This window comes from Rhodococcus sp. NPDC060084 (genome assembly GCF_042730335.1).
GTDB lineage: Bacteria > Actinomycetota > Actinomycetes > Mycobacteriales > Mycobacteriaceae > Rhodococcus.
The window spans coordinates 133,254-151,166 of sequence record NZ_JBHWWX010000004.1 but is presented as its reverse complement, the minus strand read 5'-3'; the positions used below and the strand labels follow the sequence as shown (position 1 = coordinate 151,166).

Here is a 17,913-nt window from a genome sequence, read left to right as displayed (position 1 = left end):
GATCTTTCCGAAGAGGTGCACGGTGGCGCGGGTAATCGCGACGATCAACCTGAAAGGTGGCGTCGGTAAGACCACGACGACCGCGGCGTTGGGCGAGTTCATGGCCGCCGAGTTCGGGCAGCGGGTACTGCTCGTCGACCTCGACCCCCAGACGAACCTCACCACCATGATGATCGGTGAGGAGCGCTGGAAGGAACTCAACGAGCTCGACCGCACCCTTGCGGCGCTGTTCCGGGGTGCGATCGAATCCGATACCGCGTCGTTCGACATCGAGAAGGCCCTTCAGCACGACGTCTCGCCGGTCCGGGCCGTGCGCGGGGTGGATCTCCTGGCGTCCTCGCTCGATCTCATCGAGATCCAGGAGGGTCTCAGCCACCGGCAGTATGCGGATCCCGGGTCGCATCGGCCGATCGAGATCCTCACGACGGCGATCGAACCGATCGCCGATCGATACGACTACATACTCCTCGACTGCCCGCCCAACCTGGGCATGCTCACCCTCAACGGTTTGAGATCGGCCGACGGGTATCTGATCCCGACCATCCCGGACATCCTGTCGACGTACGGAATTCCCCAGCTGCAGAAGCGTATTCAGGAGTTTGCGCAGCGCACGGGTCATCCCCTCCGGGAAATCGGTCTGGTCATCACGAAGTATCGCAGCGCTTCCAACCTCCACCGCAGCATCATCGAACAGTTGCAGCGTGACGACCGGATCGCCGACGTCGTACCCGCGTGGGTTCCGGAAGCGAACCAGATCGCCGCCTCCGCAGAGTTCGTGCCGTACGGCACTCTCAAGCGCAAGTACGGCAATACGGGGCAGTTCGACGCGCTGCGGATTCTCACCGAGACGATTCTGATGAACGCGCAGGTGTACCTGTGACGAAACCGGACACCGGCGAGGCTCGTCTGCGCATGCAGATCGGCGAAGCGACCGCGGCACTGCTCAGGCTCGACGACACCGCGCCGGGGACGGCGGGACAACTCGTCGCGCTCGTCCGGGTCGTCGCCGACGAAGCGGCCCGTACGCCCCGCTTCGCGAAGTCGCTGTCGACCGTGCTCTCGCAGGGAGCGTTGTCACCGGGAGCGGGACCGGCATCCGGGCCAGGAGGCGCCTCGAGTATCCGATATGCGCTCGGTGCGGCGGACCCCGAAAACACAGCCCCGGCTCACGACACAGCCCCGGAAGGGAGCGTAGCCCCGGCGCAGAAAGCGCCTGCTCGTCGCGGCAAGCGCGCGCCCGGCCCGTTCGACCCGTTCGCTGTCTACCGCGAAGCCGGCGAGCCCGGGCTGCGGGTGCAACTCGACGCCCTCGACGCGGAGCGGCTCAAGGACATCATCGCCGAGCACGCGATGGACTACGACAAGCTCGCGATGCGGTGGCGCACGCCCTCGAAACTGCGTGATCGCATCGTCGAACGGGTCAAAGCCCTGACCACGAAGGGGGACGTATTTCGGTGATGCTTCACAGAAACTGTCGTTACCAGGCTGAGACCCGTAGGGTTACCAGCAGACCCCCCGAGTTGTGCGGCGACGCCGTCACGCCACCTCGCGTCGGTTTTCGTGCACGAGAGAAGGACAGCAGGCATGGGTGATATCGCAGGTCAGGGCATGGCCGCTTTTGTGACGGACGTTCAACAGCGCGGCGGACGCGCAGAACCTCTCGACGACCAGCGCACCGTCAAGGTCCGCGGTACCGACGGGGTCAAGCGGGTGGTCCGCGTGCGGACCACCGAGGGCGGACCGTGGCTCGCTCGTCGGCAGGACGGCATCGCCGGCAGTGACGAGACCGGGTCGTCGCACTGGGTCTTCGTCGACCTCGGGCAGAAGCCCCCCGCGTTCTATATCGTCGAGTCGGCCGAGATCGAGGCCGGGATCGAGGAAGAGGTCGCGCTGTGGCTCACCGAGCGCCCGGGCCGGACCGCGACCGGGAGTCATCCCATCCCGCTCAGTGGTGTTGCGCACGGCCTCGACCGCTGGGACCTGCTGGGGCTCGACGCGGTCAAGGACACCACTCGTACGTGCGCTCCTACGCGGCGCAGCCCCCGCCGGACGGCAGCCCCCGCAGCGCGTCCCGCAGCGCAGCCGGAAGAGGTCGACCCGCGCGTCGCGGTGTGCGCCGATGTCGGCGGTTACCGCGTGCAGGGACGCTTCGACACGACTACGGGCGCGCTCGAGATCACGCGGGGACCGATGGAGGGGCGACGTTTCCCCGACCCCACCACCGCCGCCGACGCCGTCGCGGGTTTCCTCAGCGGCGACATCGAGTCGCACGACGGAGACACGTTCTGGCGTCTCGACGGACCGAAGGCCCCCGCGCTCGGTGAGTACCTCGCACGTAGCAGCTGAGCGGTCGGCGAGCGGCCCTGCGCGACCCGTGCCCGCGTGGCCGGGCGGTTACGACACCGGGGTGTAGTCGGTACCCGTCCGCAACCACAGCGCGCCGGCTCCGGCGGTTGTTCCCTGCTCCTTCAGTTCGCGTTTGAGGATCTTGTTGGTCGCGGTGACCGGCAGGTCGGCGTCGATCCGGACGTGGCGCGGCCACGCCTTCGGTGACAGATCCGCCTGAGCAGCAAGGAATTCGGAGAACTCATCCGGGGTGAGTGTGGTGTCGTCGCGGAGCACCATGGCTGCCATCACCTGGTCGCCGACGTGTTCGTCGGGAACACCGTAGACCGCCACCCGGCTCAGTTGCGGAAGCCGCTGGAGGATCCGCTCGATCGGTGCCGCCGCGAGGTTCTCACCGTCCACGCGCATCCAGTCCGCGGTGCGGCCGGCGAGATAGATCCAGCCGTCGGCGTCCTTGTATGCCAGATCTCCCGACCAGAACATGCCGTGCCGCATCCGCTCGTCGGTCGACTCCTGATCGTTGTAGTAACCGGTGAAGAAGCCGCCCCCTTGCGTGTTGACGAGTTCGCCGATGGCCTTGTCCGCGTTGCTCAAGGCACCGTTGTGGTCGAACTCGGCAGGCGCGCACTGCGTGACGGTGACGGGGTCGTACACCTCCACCCCGGCGAGTCCTTTTCCGATGGAGCCTTCGGGCGTGCCCTCCTCGCGGGTGATGATGACGGCTGTCTCCGTCGAACCGAAGCCGTCCCATACGGTGCACCCGAACCGCCTCGCGAACTCGTCGATGTCGCGGTCGGTTGCCTCGTTGCCGAAGGCCACCCGCAGCGGATTGTCGGCATCGTCCTTCTGTTCGGTCGTCGCCAGAAGGTATGCGAGAGGCTTGCCGACGTAGTTCATGTACGTCGCTCCGTAGCGGCGGATGTCGTCGAGAAAGGCCGACGCGGAGAACGTCGCCGGCGCCATGGCTGCGCCGCTGCACAGCGACACGCACCACCCGGCGAGGATCGCGTTCGAGTGGAACATCGGCATCGACAGGTAGGCGATGTCGTCCGAGGTGATCGAGAAGCGCGACACCAGGTTGTTGCCCGCGAAGATCACCATGATCTGAGCGAGCAGAACGGGTTTGGGGTCGCCGCTCGTACCGGAGGTGAAGATCAGCATGAACGGGTCCATCATCTCCACCTCGCGGTACGGCTCGAGGGGAGGCGCACCTTCGACCAGCAACCGCCACTGCGGGCTCGCGACGTCGAGCACCGTGATGTCACCGAGATCGAGTCCGTCGAGGAGCGGGGCATGCGCCGGATCGGTGAGCACCACCTGGCAATCGGCGCGTCGGATGTCTCCGGCCAGGCTCTCGCCGCGTCGCGTGGTGTTGATGCCGACGAGGGGGAACCCTCCGAGCCCTGCGGCCGCCACAGCGTGCAGCATGTCGGGTGTATTGCCGAGTAGCGTGCCGACATGCACCGGCCGGGTGTGGTCGAGAATCGAAAGCAGTGCCGAGGCCTGAGCCGACGCCTCCGTCAGATGCTCTCGCCAGGTCCAGCGTCCGGTGTCGTGAACGATCGCCGCGGTGTCGTCGTCGAGTAGTGCGCGCAGTGCCTGCTGAACGGTGTCGGCCATGGTGATCGTCCTCAGTGTGGTGGGAGGGGAGAGACGGGGTCGCCGGAGACCTCGGGGGTGTCCGGCTTCGGAGTCGAAGAGTCCGCGAGATGCCGTGTCAGGAAGAAGATCTGGTGCGTCACTGCCGGATCGAACCAGTCTTTCCCGGGCCACACGTCGAAGTGGTCGCAGGGATAATGGCGAACCTCGGCGCGCGCCCGGAAGGCTGCCTGGGCAGCGGAGTGGGGTGGCGCACTGCGATCGAAGTCCGCGATCTGCACCAGTACCGGGCACCGGATCGACGCGGCGTGGCGGCCGGGGCGGTAGGTACCGAGTTCCAGCACGATCGTCGCGTCGACTTCGTTGCGCCAGGTGGGGCCCGCGATGGCGAGATAGCCCTCGCGGTGCCCGTCGAGATTCAACGCTGCGATGTCGCCGGGTTCCCCGACCAGCGGAATCATGTTGGCACCGCGACCGATTCGTGATCCGACTTTGCTTCGAACGCCCGTGGCGGTGGATCTCAGCAGGCTCGCCGCCGGTGTGTGACGCGCGGCGAGCAGTCCGGCGGCGAGGCCGTCGACCAGCGGTGTGAGTGCCACAACCGCTGCGATACCCGAGTCGTGTGCGGCGATCGTCAGGACATGACCACCCGACAGCGAGACACCCCACAGTACGACGCGATCCGGGTCCACTCCGTCGAGGCGCCGCGCCGCGTCGATCGCGGCACGGTAATCGGCGAGCTGGCCGTCGAGGTCCACGCGCTGACGGTCGTCACCGCCGGACGAACCGAACCCCCGGTAGTCGAACGCCACGACGTGCATCCCCGCATCGGCGAAGCGTTCCGCGAACGGGGTGAGTCCGGAGTCCTTCGTTCCTCCGAGTCCGTGCGCCATGATGACGACCGGCGCTCGTCCGGACGCGTCGAGCCGTCCCGGTTTCGCGGGGAAGTGCCAGGCGTCGACATCGGCGTCGCGTGACCGGAACTGCAAGGAGTGGAATGTCATCGGTCGCCTCCGTGGGCACGGGCAAGTCCGGCCGGCAGTTCGTGTGTGCGGATGTCGTGCTCGTACGCGAAATAATCGAGTTGCTGGGTGTGCCGTGGACGATCCAGCATGTGCCCGGTGAATTTCTGCTGGTCCGCGACGATGACCCGTTCCATCTCGTCGTCCGCGGGCAGTGCGTAGCGGCCGACGGCATACGCGGCGATCACCCGCGCCTGACATTCGACGAAGGGGAACAGCGTCGGCGTCGCCTGTGCGAAACCGGCGAAGGCGAGGTCGGGGAGTCCCGGTGCGAAGATCCGTTTGTAGAGCGCGATGTGATTGTCCGGCGCACTGAGGAAATCGGGTTCGAAGAACGGGAACGTGATGTTGTAGCCGGTCGCGTAGACGGCGATATCGATCTCGGTCGAGCTACCGTCGACGAAATGCACTGTGCGGCCGTCGAACCGCTCGATGTCGGGTTTCGGGGTGATGTCGCCCGAACCCAGACGCAGTGGCAACTCCACCGACTGCGTGGGGTGGGCTTCGAAGAATTTGTGGTTGGGCGACGGGAGACCGTACAACTCCGGCCTGCCGGAGAGCAGGGGTTGCCCCCACTGTGCGAGCTTGCGCTGCCAGGCCAGCGGTACGTAGGGCACCGTCCGGTAGTACTTGTCGGCGGGGCGCCCGGCGATGTATTTGGGAACGATCCACGCACTCGACCGAGTCGAGAGCGTCACCTCCGTCCGAAGCGTTCTCGATGACAGTTCGACGGCGATGTCGGCGGCACTGTTGCCGATGCCGACGACAAGAATGCGCTTGCCCGCGAAATCGAGCGGAGTCTGCGGATCGATGTAGTGGTGGGAGTGCATCGCCACCCCGGTGAAGTCGCCCGGAAATCGGGGGACCCGGGGGTCCCAGTGATGGCCGTTGGCGACAACGAGGAACTCGAACCGCCGGGTGCCGCCGTCTGCCAGGTCGAGTTCCCAGCCCCCTTCGTCCAGGCGCCGGGCGCGGAGCACCTCGTTGCCGAACTCGATGTTGTCGCGGAGGCCGAAGGCGTCGGTATATCCGTCGAGGTAGTCCTTGATCTGGGAGTGGTGAGGAAAATCGGGATACGACGCCGGCATCGGATAGTCCTTGAACGACAACTGATGCTTCGACGTGTCGATGTGCAGCGAACGGTAAGCACTGCTGCGTCCGTTGGGGTTACCGAAGGCCCAGTTCCCGCCCACGCGATCGGACATCTCGAAGCACGTGTAGGGCACGCCGTAGTCGGACAGCATCTTGCTCGTGGTCAGGCCGCTGATTCCCGCGCCGATGACAGCGGTACTCGGTGCCGACATGTATGACCTTCCCCCAACGTCGGGTGAATCCGGAGTGTTCGGTGACGACGGTCACAATGTAGAACACGTTCTCGGGTAGAGCCATGCCTTGTCCGCGCCGCCGGGACCACACCGCCGCACCGGCGTGGATCGCGGTTACTTTCCCGGGTTCGTGGCGTCCGGCAGCGGCGATGCCATCGCGGCGAGGTGCGCGAGCAGATCGGGGTAGCGGCGCGTGTGGGCGCCGCCGTTGAGGTCGATCGTCGCTCCGGTCATCCAGGTCGCCGCATCGGAGGCGACGAACGCGACCACCTCGGCGACCTCCTCAGGACGTCCCGCGCGTCCGAGAGGGGTGTTCTCGAGATAGTCCTCGCGCAGACCGGGCACCAGCGCGACTCCCGCTGTGAGCGGGGTGTCGACCAGTCCGGGGGAGACGGCGTTCACTCGTACTCCTCGTGCACCGAGTTCGAGCGCCGCAACCTCGGTGAGCATGAGGACGCCCGCCTTCGCCGCACAGTACGCAGCCATCCCGGGAGCGGGTTGCCGCCCGTTGAGCGACGCGATCGTGGTGATGCTGCCGCCGTCGCGCACCACGCGCCCCGCATGTTTCATGACCAGAAAAGCACCGGTCAGGCACACATCGACCGTGGTCTGCCAGTCCTCGAGCGCGAGGTCGGTGATGCGCCCCGGCATCGACACCCCGGCACATTCGACGACCGTGTCCGGAGCGCCTTCGCGCGCCACCACCTCGGCGAAGAGCCTTTCGACACTGCTCTCGTCGGTGACGTCGGTGGTGCTCGCACGGGCGCCTGCGCCCAGTTCGCCGGCCCGCGCGCGAGCGGCGGCCCCGTCGATGTCCGCGATCACCACGGTCGCTCCGCGAGTGTGAAGAAGCCGGGCCGTGGCCCAGCCGATTCCCGACGCCCCGCCGATCACCACTGCTGTCCTGCCGTTCATGGACCGATCCTCCTCGAGCCGACACCCGGAACACGCGTACCGAGGAGTCTGGACAGTTGTCCGGTGATTCGGCAAGGTAATCGCCCACAGCGTGAAACGACGACGCTGTGGCTGTTCCGAGTTACGCCGGAGAGAAACGAGTGGCTGCCGTGTCCAGAACCCTGTTCGCGACCCGTTTCGACTTCCGTGCGCCCGGTGCGACACCACGCGACCGGCAGGCGCTGTTCGCGCGCGCACTCGAACAGGTCGAGTACGCGGAATCCACCGGGCACGACGTCGTCATGCTTTCCGAACACCACGGTTCGGAGGACGGGTACCTGCCCAGTCCGCTCCCGGTCGCCGCGGCGTTCGCGGCCCGGACCCGCACGATCCCCATCACTGTCTCTGCGCTGATCGTCAATCTTTACGACCCCGTGCGGCTCGCCGAGGACATCGCGGTGATCGACCTGCTGTCCGGTGGCCGGGTGTCGTATGTGTTCGCGCTCGGATATCGCACCGAGGAGTACGCGCTCTATCGCCGACCGTGGACCAGTCGCGGGCAAGACACGGAAAACGCACTCGAACTGGTGCTCGAGGCACTGCGGACCCAGCGAGTGGACCGCGCCGGGCGGGTCGGCGCCGTGACCCCGGCACCCTTGTCCCGCCCGCACCCCGTCGCCTATTACGGCGGTGGCACACCGACCGCTGCGCGCCGGGCAGCAAGGCTCGGCCTCAATTTCCAGCCCCAGATCGCCGACGAAGCGCTACGCGACCTGTACCGCGCGGAATGCGAGAGGCTCGGGCGCCGGCCCGGGCACGTGATGATGCCCCCGCCCGGACCGGCAACGGTGTTCTGCGCAGCCGATCCGGACGAATTCTGGGCGCGGTACGGGGATCATCTGCTCGCCGATGCCCGGGGCTACGCCGCATGGCACCAGAGCGGTACGGCGTTGTCGCACGTGTTCGACCGATCCACGACGATCGAAGAACTCCGTGCCGCGGGCACCTATGTCGTGGATACGCCCGACGGCCTGATCCGCCGGTGCAGGGAGGGCTTTCTCCCGGTCGTCACCACCCATCCGCTCTGTGCCGGAATGCCGGAGGAGCCCTCGTGGGAGAGCATGCGGTTGCTCGGCGAAAAGGTCGTTCCGGCACTACGTGAGGATCGAAAACTAATCACCGAGAACCGCTCCGCGGGATAGGTACACGCCTTACTCTGGGACGCATCTGCTTGCCCCGCAGGCTGAGGACGCACGCCGTCGAACGCGTGCAGGTCCGTCTGCATCGTCGAGATCGTCGCCCCGTGCGGCGTGAGGAGGCCCGATGAACGCGGTGATTGCTCCGGTCGAGGCGAAGCGGCCGTATCCCCCTCGACGCAAGCCGAAGGGCGCGGTCATTCGCGACCTGATCACCACGACCGATCCGAAGACGCTCGGGTTGATGTACATCGTCACCTCCTTCGTCTTCTTCCTCATCGGCGGGCTGCTGGCGTTGCTGATGCGCACCGAGCTCGCGCGTCCCGGCTTGCAGTTCCTGTCCAACGAGCAGTACAACCAGCTCTTCACCGTGCACGGCGGAATCATGCTGCTGATGTACGCGACCCCGGTGGTGTTCGGGTTCGCGAACTACATCCTCCCGCTGCAGATCGGCGCCCCCGACGTCGCGTTTCCCCGGCTGAACGCGTTCAGCTACTGGCTCTTCCTGTTCGGCTCGCTCACGGTGGTGTACAGCCTGGTCACCCCTCGGGGTGCCGCCGACTTCGGGTGGACGTCGTACATGCCGCTGGCGTCCGAGGAACACACGCCGGGTGTCGGCGCGAACCTATGGTTCCTCGGCCTGGTCATCACGGGTCTCGGCACCATCCTGGGCGCGGTCAACATGATCACCACGGTGGTCTGCATGCGCGCTCCGGGCATGACGATGTTCCGCATGCCCATCTTCACCTGGAACATCTTCATCACGATGATCCTGGTCCTGCTGGTGTTCCCGCTGCTCGCGGCAGCGTTCATGGGGGCGATCGTCGACAGGGTGCTCGGGGGCCACATCTACGATCCCGCGACCGGTGGCGCGATCCTCTGGCAACACCTGTTCTGGTTCTTCGGCCACCCGGAGGTGTATGTCGTCGCGCTGCCGTTCTTCGGCATCGTCTCGGAAATCTTCCCGGTCTTCAGCCGCAAGCCGATCTTCGGCTACAGCGGTCTGGTCTACGCGACGATCGCCATCGCGGCGCTGTCGATCGCCGTGTGGGCGCACCACATGTACGCGACCGGCGCGGTGCTGCTGCCGTTCTTCGCGTTCATGACGTTCCTGATCGCCGTCCCGACGGGCGTGAAGTTCTTCAACTGGATCGGCACGATGTGGAGAGGGCAGATCACCTTCGAGACACCCATGCTGTTCGCCGTCGGTTTCATCATCACGTTCCTGTTCGGCGGTCTGTCCGGCATCATCCTGGCGAGCCCCCCGCTCGACTTCCACCTGCACGACTCGTACTTCGTCGTGGCGCACTTCCACTACGTGCTCTTCGGCACGATCGTGTTCGCGACGTACGCCGGCATCTATTTCTGGTTCCCGAAGATGACCGGGCGCATGCTCGACGAACGCCTCGGCAAGTGGCACTTCTGGCTGACCTTCATCGGCTTCCACACCACCTTCCTGGTGCAGCACTGGCTCGGTAACGAGGGCATGCCGCGTCGCTACGCGGATTATCTGCCGTCGGACGGGTTCACCACGCTCAACACGGTCTCGACGGTCGGTGCCTTCATAGTGGGTGCCTCTACGCTGCCGTTCGTGTGGAACGTGTTCAGAAGTTACCGCTACGGCCAGGTCGTCACGGTCGACGACCCGTGGGGCTTCGGTAACTCGCTCGAGTGGGCAACGAGTTGCCCGCCGCCGCGGCACAACTTCACCGAACTACCGCGGATCCGGTCGGAGCGCCCCGCGTTCGAACTGCACTACCCGCACATGTCCGAGAAGATGCGCACCGAGGCGCACGTCGGGCCGGGCAGCAACAAGCGCGAGGTCAACGTGCTCGAAGGGGCCAACCGTTCCCCGTCGGACAGCACCGACGAAAACCGGTGACCCGGCCTCCCGTGCCTCAGTGCCCGGGAGGCAGATCGGGGACCCCGATCACGAGAGCACGTGCGTGCCGCTTCACAGCGGCGGTGTCGCTCACGCCGAGAACGTCGAGCGACGCCGTCGCGAGCATCTCGGGGAGCTTGGCGTCGACTCGTTCGTCGTCGGCGCGGATCGCGATGGCCGACTCGACGAGCCGGAACGGTAGGCCCGCCCGGGGATCGTTCTCTCCGACGATCTCGGCCGCCAGATCCCGATAACGAACCGCCAACTGCTCCCGCTCTGCCCGGAAACGCCCGAACTGCTCGGTGCGCACCTCGGGCAGCAGATACAGCGCACCGAGATTCCATCTGCCCGCGCACAACTGCGCGGTGTCGAACCAGGCCAGTGCGCACAACCGCACCGCCGCGGGGTGATTGTCATCCAGGCCCGCGTCGAATTCGATCGTGGGCTCGACGGTGTCCTCCAGCAGTGCGACGAGGATGTCGTTCTTCGTCGCGAAATGGTTGTAGAGCGACGCCTGACGGATGCCCACCGCGTCGGCGATGAGCCGGGTCGATGTCGACGCGAACCCCCGGGTGGTGAAGAGTTCGGCTGCGGCATCGAGGATTTCGGCACGCGCGGTGGCGCCGGGGCGACGTGGTTCTCGTAGCCGGGGACGGCCCGGTCCTGCGTGGGTCACTCCCTCACCATGGCACAACGGTCGTGTGCGCCGCGCGGTCGTGTCCGGCCGTGAGAACTCCGAAATCCGGACGAAACATGGGTCACGGAGTTGTTACGCCGCGGCAATTCCCCGAATATGCGCGCTCGGAAAACTGTCGAGTGACAGTTTCCCCGAGCGCCACGATCGGAGCACCATGACCGAGACCCTCGCGACGGCCACCACCCACGCCGCCCGCGCCCACGCACGGGCACAGTCGGGCATCGTCACCGACGGCATGCCCACCGTTCCGGCGTCCGCGTGGCCGGCCGCTCCCACCGGACGCGCCGCCTCCCTCGTCTGGGCCGAGACCGTGCCCGGTGGCCGCTACACGAGCAAGGTGCTTGCCCGGGGAACTCGCCTGCGACTCCGCGACATCCACGGTGCGGCCTGCGCGAACCTCCTGTTGTTCCGCGCCGACGCCCCGCACGAGCGGCTCAACGTCGCCGACACGCTGAAAGTGCCGTGGCAGGCGTATCTGGGAACCGGCCATCCGCTGCTGTCGGATCAGGGCCGGGTGCTCGCCACGATCGTCGCCGATACCTCCGGCCGCCACGACGCGCTGTGCGGCACCACGCACCTCGCGGGAAACACCGCGAAATACGGAGCGGGAGAGTTGCACTCGGAAGCTCCCGCCGGACGGGAACTCTTCACCGTCGCCGCCGCGAAACACGATCTCGCCCCGCGCGACCTGCCCCCGTCGCTGTCGTTCTTCCACGGCGTGCGCGTCGAGGACGACGGCACGCTGACGAGTACCGGCTCGGCGGGGCCCGACACCTACGTCGAATTGATTCTCCACCTGCCGGTGATCGTGCTGCTCGCCAACACCGCGCACCCGCTGGACCCGGCAGAGGACTTCCCGACCAGCACACTCGAAATCCTCGCGTGGCGTGCCCCCGCCGACCTCGACTCGCTCCCCGCTACCGACCCCGAATACCGACGCGCCGTGCTCAACACCGAAGACGCCTGGGCTGCCGCTGCTTCCGGAATGGAGAACTGACATGACCGCCACGCTCGACTCCACGGACCTCGCCCTCGTTTCCGGCCGCGTCCTGCTCGACGAGGTCGTCGGGGTCCGCGGACCCTGGTCCACTGTCGTCGCCGCGGGCGACGTGCTCACCATCGTCGATCTCCACGGCAACCAGGCCGTCGACACCCTCGTCTACGACGCACACGACCACACCGCCCGCTACAGCGCCGCAGCCACCGTCGCAGGGCAGGGAAACCTGTTCCTGACCACGGGATCGGTACTGCGCGACGCGGACGGCGGACCGCTGATGACACTCGTCGCGGACGAGGTGGGCATCCACGACACGGTCGGCGGCGCGTGTTCGCAGGAATCGAACACCCTGCGCTACGGGCATCACACCAAGCACCAGCATGCATGCGTCGAGAACTTCCTCATCGAAGGCGCGAAATGGGGCCTCGGCAAGCGCGACCTCGTGTCCAACATCAACTTCTTCATGAACGTGCCCGTCGAGCCCGACGGCACCCTCGGCATCGTCGACGGTCTGTCGGCTCCCGGCAAGCGCCTCGCGATCCGGGCCGAACGCGACGTACTCGTCCTCGTGTCGAACTGCCCCCAGATCAACAACCCCTGCAACGGTTTCGATCCGACTCCGGTGCGGATGATCGTCACCCGGCCGCGGGAGGCATGAGACGCCCATGACCACCAAGATCACTGTCGAACGACCGGGAATGCTCACCACCGTCCAGGACTACCCGGGCCGCACCGGCTACTGGCAGGTCGGAGTCCCTCCGTCGGGGCCGATGGACGACCTGTCGTTCCGGCTCGGCAACGTCGCGCTCGGAAACCCCGAGGGTGCGCCCGGGCTCGAGACCACCATGGCCGGCCCGGCGCTCCGCTTCACCGAAGCCACCGAGGTCTGCGTGACCGGAGCGCCCGTCACGGTGCGCGTCGACGGCACCCCCGTCCCGCAGTGGCGGCCCGTCGTCGTCCCCGAGGGTGGCCTGCTCGACGTCGGGGCGGTGACCGGCCCCGGGCTCCGCGCCTACATTCTCGTACGCGGCGGACTCGACGTACCCGAGTTCCTGGGCAGTGCCTCGACATTCACCCTCGGCACGTTCGGCGGACACGAAGGCCGCACTCTCCGCGACGGTGATGTGCTCGTCGTCGGCGACGTCACCGCGGGGCGCTGCGCCGCGGTGCCCGCCGAGCACGTGCCCGCGTTGAGCAGCCACTGGGAAATCGCGGTGACCGAAGGGCCGCACGGAGCGCCCGAATTCTTTACACGCGACGACATCGACGCGCTCTACGCCACCGAATACGAGGTGCACTTCAACTCCGACCGCACCGGCGTCCGGCTCATCGGGCCGAAGCCGCAGTGGGCGCGCGCCGACGGTGGGGAAGCGGGCCTGCACCCGTCCAACATCCACGACAACGCCTACTCGATCGGCGCACTCGACTTCACCGGTGACACTCCGATTCTGCTCGGCCCGGACGGACCGAGCCTCGGCGGCTTCGTGTGCCCGGTCACGGTCGTCGCCGCGGACCGCTGGAAGCTGGGGCAACTCGCCCCGGGCAACACCATCCGTTTCGTGCCCGTGCGGTCGGAGCACGCGGCGTCACGCCGCGACCTCGGCGTTGCGCGACGCGCGGGCCTCTCGCTCGTGTCGTCGGCCGGCGGAGACGGCGACGACGGCGTGCTCGCGCGCCGCGACGGCAACACCGCCGTCACCTACCGGCGCAGCGGAGACGACAACGTGCTCGTCGAATACGGCGACATGACACTGGATCTGGCGCTGCGGGCCCGCGTCCACGCGCTGCACCAGCGTCTCGAAGGGGAGCGTCCGTCCGGCCTTCTCGAACTGACTCCGGGCATCCGGTCCCTCCAGGTCAAGGTGGATCCCGACGTGCTGCCCGTCCCGAAGCTTCTGGGTCTGCTCGCCGAAGCCGAGGCTGCCATCGGTGACAGCGACGAACTCGAAGTGCCGAGCCGGCAGGTGCGCCTGCCGCTGTCGTGGGACGACCCCGCGACGCGGGAGGCCATCCAGCGCTACATGCACGGCGTGCGCGCCGACGCACCGTGGTGCCCGTGGAACATCGAGTTCATCCGCCGGATGAACGGCCTCGACACGGTTGCCGACGTGTTCGACACCGTCTTCGCTGCCGACTACATGGTGCTCGGTCTCGGTGACGTCTACCTCGGAGCGCCGGTCGCCACGCCGCTCGACCCCCGGCACCGTCTCGTCACCACCAAGTACAACCCCGCCCGCACGTGGACACCGGAGAACGCGGTCGGCATCGGCGGCGCCTACCTGTGCATCTACGGCATGGAAGGACCCGGCGGCTACCAGTTCGTCGGCCGGACCACCCAGGTGTGGAACCACCGGCACCCGCAACCCGCGGGCGCGTTCGAGAACGGCACCCCGTGGCTGCTCAGGTTCTTCGACCGTATCTCGTGGTACCCGGTCGACCCCGAGGAACTCCTCGATCTGCGGGCCGACCTCGCGGCCGGCCGAGGCGGAGGCGTGGACATCACCGACGGTACGTTCTCCCTCGCGCAACACCGCGAATTCCTCTCGGAGAACACCGAATCGATCGAGTCGTTCCAAGCGGTCCAGTCCGTTGCCTTCGCGCAGGAACGGGCGCGCTGGGAAGCCGGCGGCGCATGACTGCCGCCGACACCCTCACGATTTCGGGCACCCGCTTCGAGCGCACCTTGCTGGCGCGCCCGGGCGCGGCGCCCGACACCACCAGCCGGGTCGTCTGGCTGCAGGGTGCGAGCCTGTACTGCGATCTTCGTCGGCCCGCGGCGGAAGTCCCGGTGCAGGCCCGGTCGCTGGGCGCGACGAGCATCGACGACCTGCTCGTCCTGGCAACCCAGGACGGGTTCGCAGGGCGTCTGCTCTCCCACGGCGGGCATGTGGAATGGACCCGCACGGTGGCGATCCACCCACCCGGCCCACACCCGGACGCGGGCAGTCTGGAACTGCTCGACGCCACGACCGTGGCCGAGCACGGTGTCTTCGAGGACTACCTCGAGCACTGGCGGATCGGCGCCACGTCGTCGAGCATCGACGAATACCTGCTCGAAGACATCGAGACCGGTGCTCCCGGCATCCTGATCCGCGTCGGCGAAGACTTCGCCTTCGCCCGCGGCCGAACCCGTCCGATCGACGGGGCGCCGCTGCACGAGCAGATCCGGGGCGCCGGCACGTTGCCGGCGGCCCGGGAACTGATGAACTGTGAAATATCTTTCGGGAGTACCGGACTCGGGGAGTGGCGTATTACCGCCTCCACGCTCCCGTTCCGGGTCGGCGACATGCTCGACCCCGTGCCGGGCGAAATCCTGTCGACGTCCGACATCGACGTCGACGGCCGTCCGGTCATGCGCCGCTGGCGCCGACTCGATCTTCCCGAGACAGAACAGAAAGGCATGGCGTGACGTTCACCAGCATTCCGACCATCGACGTCACAGGACTCGTCACCGGCGATCCGGTGCACCGCGGCGCCGTTATCGCCGAATTGGGTCGTGCCGCACGAGAAATAGGGTTCGCGCAGATCGTCGGACACGGCATCGACCCCGCGTCGTTCGCGGCGGTGCAGCGTGCCGCCGAGCGGTTCTTCGCGCAACCGGACGATGTGAAAATGAAGGTGTACATCGGTAATTCGACCAACCACAGGGGATACGTCCCCGCCGGTGAGGAAGTGTTCGCGGGTGCGACTCCCGACCACAAGGAAGCCTACGACCTGTCGATAGACCTCCCGTCCGATCACCCGGACTATCTGGCAGGTAACCCCCTGCTCGGTCCCAACCAATGGCCCGAACTGGACGACTTCGCCGAACCCGTCTCCACCTACTACGACGCGGTCTTCTCGCTGGGACGACTGTTGTTGCGCGCCTTCGCCGAAGCGCTCGGAGAACCCGCGGACCTCTTCGACAAGCACGTGAGCACCCCGCCCGCCCAGCTGCGGTTGATCCACTACCCGCACGACCCCAGCGCCGCAGACCGTCCCGGCATCGGCGCCCACACCGACTACGAGGTGTTCACGCTGCTCCGGCCCACCGCCCCCGGACTCGAGGTCGTCAACGCAGACGGAACGTGGATCGACGTTCCCTACGCCGACGATGCGTTCGTGCTGAATATCGGTGACCTGCTGGAGATCTGGACCAACGGAGAGTTTACGGCGACGTCACATCGGGTGCGTAAGGTATCGCACGAGCGTTATTCGTTCCCGTTGTTCTTCAACGTCGACTACAACACGTGGGTCGAGCCGTTGCCTCAGTTCGTCACCACAGACGGACCGCGATACGACGGTGTGCGGGCAGGCGACCACCTGTTCGCGCAAACCGCGCAGAGCTTCACCTACCTGCAGCGCCGACTCGCCTCGGGCGAGATCACCCTTCCCGACAACGCACGACCCCTCTACTCGCTCGGACGCGAAGCTCAACGCAGCGCTCCTGCCGTCTGACCTCCTCATCTGGAGTTGCCATGATCATCACCGGTGTTGCCGTATGCCTCGTCGTTCTTCTCGGCGCAGGCTTCTATTCCACCCGTAAGGTCCGGGGCGATACGGGGAACTTCCTCCTGGCAGGACGATCCCTCGGGGCACCGATCCTCGCGGTGCTGCTCATGTCCCAGGTCATAGACTCCAACGCGACACTGGGCAGCGCGGATCTCGCTGCCGGGTTCGGGTTCTGGGCCGGTGCCGCGATGCCGCTGGGCGTCGCGCTGAGCGTGCTGATCGTCGGGCTGTTCTTCGCGAAGAAGCTGAGGGCGACCGGTGTCGTGACCCTGCCGGAGTACTTCGCGCAGCGTTTCGGGCGCGGCACCGAGATCACCGCCTCGGTCCTGACGGTCGGAAGCTTCGGCATCCTCCTCGCCGGCAACCTCGTCGCGCTGGGGTACCTTCTCGAATACTTCGTGGGGCTCGACTACACCGTCGCAGTGCTGGTTCTGATCCCGTTCGTTCTGGCCTACACGATGGCAGGGGGAATGTTCGCAAGCGTCTACACCGGTGTCGTGCAGTTCGCAGTCATGGCGGTCGGCATCGTCTGCCTGCTGGGATGGGTGGCGTTCGGTCCCGGATTCTCGGCTCCGGAAGGGCTCGGCATCGGCGGTCTCGGGCAGCTCACCGATCCGGCGCAGGGTGCCGCGATCAACTGGGCAACGCTGATCGCCCTCGGCCTCGGCAACATCGTCGCGATCGACCTGATGCAGCGGGTGTTCTCGGCGAAGAGCCCGCACGCCGCGCAGCGGGCCTGCTTCTCGGCGGCTACCGGCATCCTCGTCCTGTGCGTACCGCTCTCGTTCGTCGCACTTGCGGCAATCTCCATCGTCGGGGACAGCGCCGTGGACGGCCCGATCCTGTACGTGCTGCTCGGCGAGTACGCCCCGAAGTGGCTGTCGATCCTGGTGCTGTCCGGACTCGTGACGGCCTCGCTCACCACCATCAGCGGCGTCCTGCTCTCCACCGCAACTGTCCTGGTACGCAACCTCTTCCGCGTCGGCGGCGAACACGCCGCCATGTCCTCGGACGTCATGCGGGCCACCCGGCTGTGCATGCTGCCCATGGCGGCGTTCGGAGCGCTGGTCGCCCTGCGCGTTCCGCAGACCGGCATCCTGCTCACCCTGACCTTCGACCTGCTGCTGGCGTCGCTCGTGGTGCCGTTCATCCTCGGGCTGTTCTGGAAGCGGGGTGACGGCCGGGCCGTCGCCGCGGCAGCGATCTGCGGCATCGGCGTGCGCGTCGGCTTCTTCGTACTCACCCCGACGATCTACGGCGTCGACAACACCCTGTTCTACATCCCGAACGACCTCGTCACCGCAGCCGCCGACGGCTGGACAACCTTCCTCGGGGCGATCGTGGCGCTCGTCGCCTACGTGACGGTTGCACTGGTCACCCGGCCTGCGACGAAGCCGCAGCCGCCGGTGGTCGTGCCGGTCGTGGCTCCCGAGCGGCAGCCCGTCGCGGTGTAGACGTACCCCA

General features: G+C 66.9%; 16 protein-coding genes. 11 read left to right on the top strand and 5 right to left on the bottom strand.

Annotated features, from left to right (window positions below; genetic code table 11):
* Positions 1 to 22 precede the first annotated feature (22 nt).
* From ACFWBU_RS04125 to ACFWBU_RS04115, 3 genes are all read left to right on the top strand, one after another.
* Positions 23 to 880 (top strand): ParA family protein, encoded by an 858-nt coding sequence (locus tag ACFWBU_RS04125; protein ID WP_378527587.1) that lies wholly within the window; start codon positions 23 to 25, stop codon positions 878 to 880.
* Positions 877 to 1,458, top strand: a complete 582-nt coding sequence (locus ACFWBU_RS04120) for a hypothetical protein (protein ID WP_378527586.1) — start codon at positions 877 to 879, stop codon at positions 1,456 to 1,458. Before ACFWBU_RS04125 ends, ACFWBU_RS04120 begins: the two co-directional genes overlap by 4 nt.
* A gap of 126 nt (positions 1,459 to 1,584) precedes the next feature.
* Positions 1,585 to 2,346, top strand: coding sequence for a hypothetical protein (locus ACFWBU_RS04115; RefSeq protein WP_169622678.1), 762 nt, complete (start codon positions 1,585 to 1,587; stop codon positions 2,344 to 2,346).
* 48 nt (positions 2,347 to 2,394) lie between these two features.
* Here ACFWBU_RS04115 and fadD1 read toward each other — a convergent pair whose 3' ends face one another.
* From fadD1 to ACFWBU_RS04095, 4 genes are all read right to left on the bottom strand, one after another.
* Complete coding sequence (fadD1, locus tag ACFWBU_RS04110; RefSeq protein WP_378527584.1) at positions 2,395 to 3,966, bottom strand: fatty-acid--CoA ligase FadD1; 1,572 nt, start codon at positions 3,964 to 3,966, stop codon at positions 2,395 to 2,397.
* A gap of 11 nt (positions 3,967 to 3,977) precedes the next feature.
* A complete protein-coding gene (locus ACFWBU_RS04105; protein ID WP_378527583.1) occupies positions 3,978 to 4,949 on the bottom strand; it encodes an alpha/beta hydrolase in 972 nt (323 codons plus the stop codon).
* Entirely contained in the window at positions 4,946 to 6,271 is a 1,326-nt protein-coding gene (locus ACFWBU_RS04100) for an NAD(P)/FAD-dependent oxidoreductase (protein ID WP_296548959.1), read from the bottom strand. The genes ACFWBU_RS04105 and ACFWBU_RS04100 overlap by 4 nt, the downstream gene beginning before the upstream one ends.
* A 135-nt stretch (positions 6,272 to 6,406) precedes the next feature.
* On the bottom strand, positions 6,407 to 7,207 hold the full coding sequence (locus ACFWBU_RS04095) for an SDR family NAD(P)-dependent oxidoreductase (RefSeq protein ID WP_206037341.1): 801 nt from the start codon (positions 7,205 to 7,207) through the stop codon (positions 6,407 to 6,409).
* Positions 7,208 to 7,356: 149 nt separating this feature from the next.
* On the opposite strand from ACFWBU_RS04095, the gene ACFWBU_RS04090 reads away from it, so the two are divergent.
* The gene (locus ACFWBU_RS04090; RefSeq protein ID WP_169652661.1) at positions 7,357 to 8,388 is read left to right on the top strand and encodes an LLM class flavin-dependent oxidoreductase; all 1,032 of its coding nucleotides are present in this window, start codon (positions 7,357 to 7,359) and stop codon (positions 8,386 to 8,388) included.
* A gap of 121 nt (positions 8,389 to 8,509) precedes the next feature.
* Positions 8,510 to 10,264, top strand: coding sequence for a cytochrome c oxidase subunit I (gene ctaD / locus ACFWBU_RS04085; RefSeq protein WP_169622682.1), 1,755 nt, complete (start codon positions 8,510 to 8,512; stop codon positions 10,262 to 10,264).
* A 16-nt stretch (positions 10,265 to 10,280) separates the two neighbouring features.
* On the opposite strand, the gene ACFWBU_RS04080 is transcribed toward ctaD, so the two are convergent.
* A complete protein-coding gene (locus tag ACFWBU_RS04080) occupies positions 10,281 to 10,940 on the bottom strand; it encodes a TetR/AcrR family transcriptional regulator (RefSeq protein WP_169652662.1) in 660 nt (219 codons plus the stop codon).
* Between the two features lie 175 nt (positions 10,941 to 11,115).
* On the opposite strand from ACFWBU_RS04080, the gene ACFWBU_RS04075 reads away from it, so the two are divergent.
* The 6 genes from ACFWBU_RS04075 to ACFWBU_RS04050 are packed head-to-tail and all read left to right on the top strand — an operon-like array spanning position 11,116 to position 17,903.
* Complete coding sequence (locus ACFWBU_RS04075) at positions 11,116 to 11,958, top strand: urea amidolyase associated protein UAAP1 (protein ID WP_169652663.1); 843 nt, start codon at positions 11,116 to 11,118, stop codon at positions 11,956 to 11,958.
* Position 11,959: 1 nt separating this feature from the next.
* Entirely contained in the window at positions 11,960 to 12,616 is a 657-nt protein-coding gene (locus ACFWBU_RS04070) for an urea amidolyase associated protein UAAP2 (RefSeq protein ID WP_169652664.1), read from the top strand.
* A 7-nt stretch (positions 12,617 to 12,623) separates the two neighbouring features.
* Entirely contained in the window at positions 12,624 to 14,594 is a 1,971-nt protein-coding gene (locus tag ACFWBU_RS04065; protein ID WP_378527580.1) for a 5-oxoprolinase/urea amidolyase family protein, read from the top strand.
* Positions 14,591 to 15,367 carry a hypothetical protein gene (locus tag ACFWBU_RS04060; RefSeq protein ID WP_378527579.1) on the top strand — a complete coding sequence of 259 codons (777 nt, stop codon included), beginning with the start codon at positions 14,591 to 14,593 and terminating at the stop codon, positions 15,365 to 15,367. Before ACFWBU_RS04065 ends, ACFWBU_RS04060 begins: the two co-directional genes overlap by 4 nt.
* The gene (locus tag ACFWBU_RS04055) at positions 15,364 to 16,395 is read left to right on the top strand and encodes an isopenicillin N synthase family oxygenase (protein WP_169622688.1); all 1,032 of its coding nucleotides are present in this window, start codon (positions 15,364 to 15,366) and stop codon (positions 16,393 to 16,395) included. The genes ACFWBU_RS04060 and ACFWBU_RS04055 overlap by 4 nt, the downstream gene beginning before the upstream one ends.
* 20 nt (positions 16,396 to 16,415) lie before the next feature.
* On the top strand, positions 16,416 to 17,903 hold the full coding sequence (locus ACFWBU_RS04050; protein ID WP_378527577.1) for a sodium:solute symporter family protein: 1,488 nt from the start codon (positions 16,416 to 16,418) through the stop codon (positions 17,901 to 17,903).
* The last annotated feature ends 10 nt before the right edge of the window (positions 17,904 to 17,913 follow it).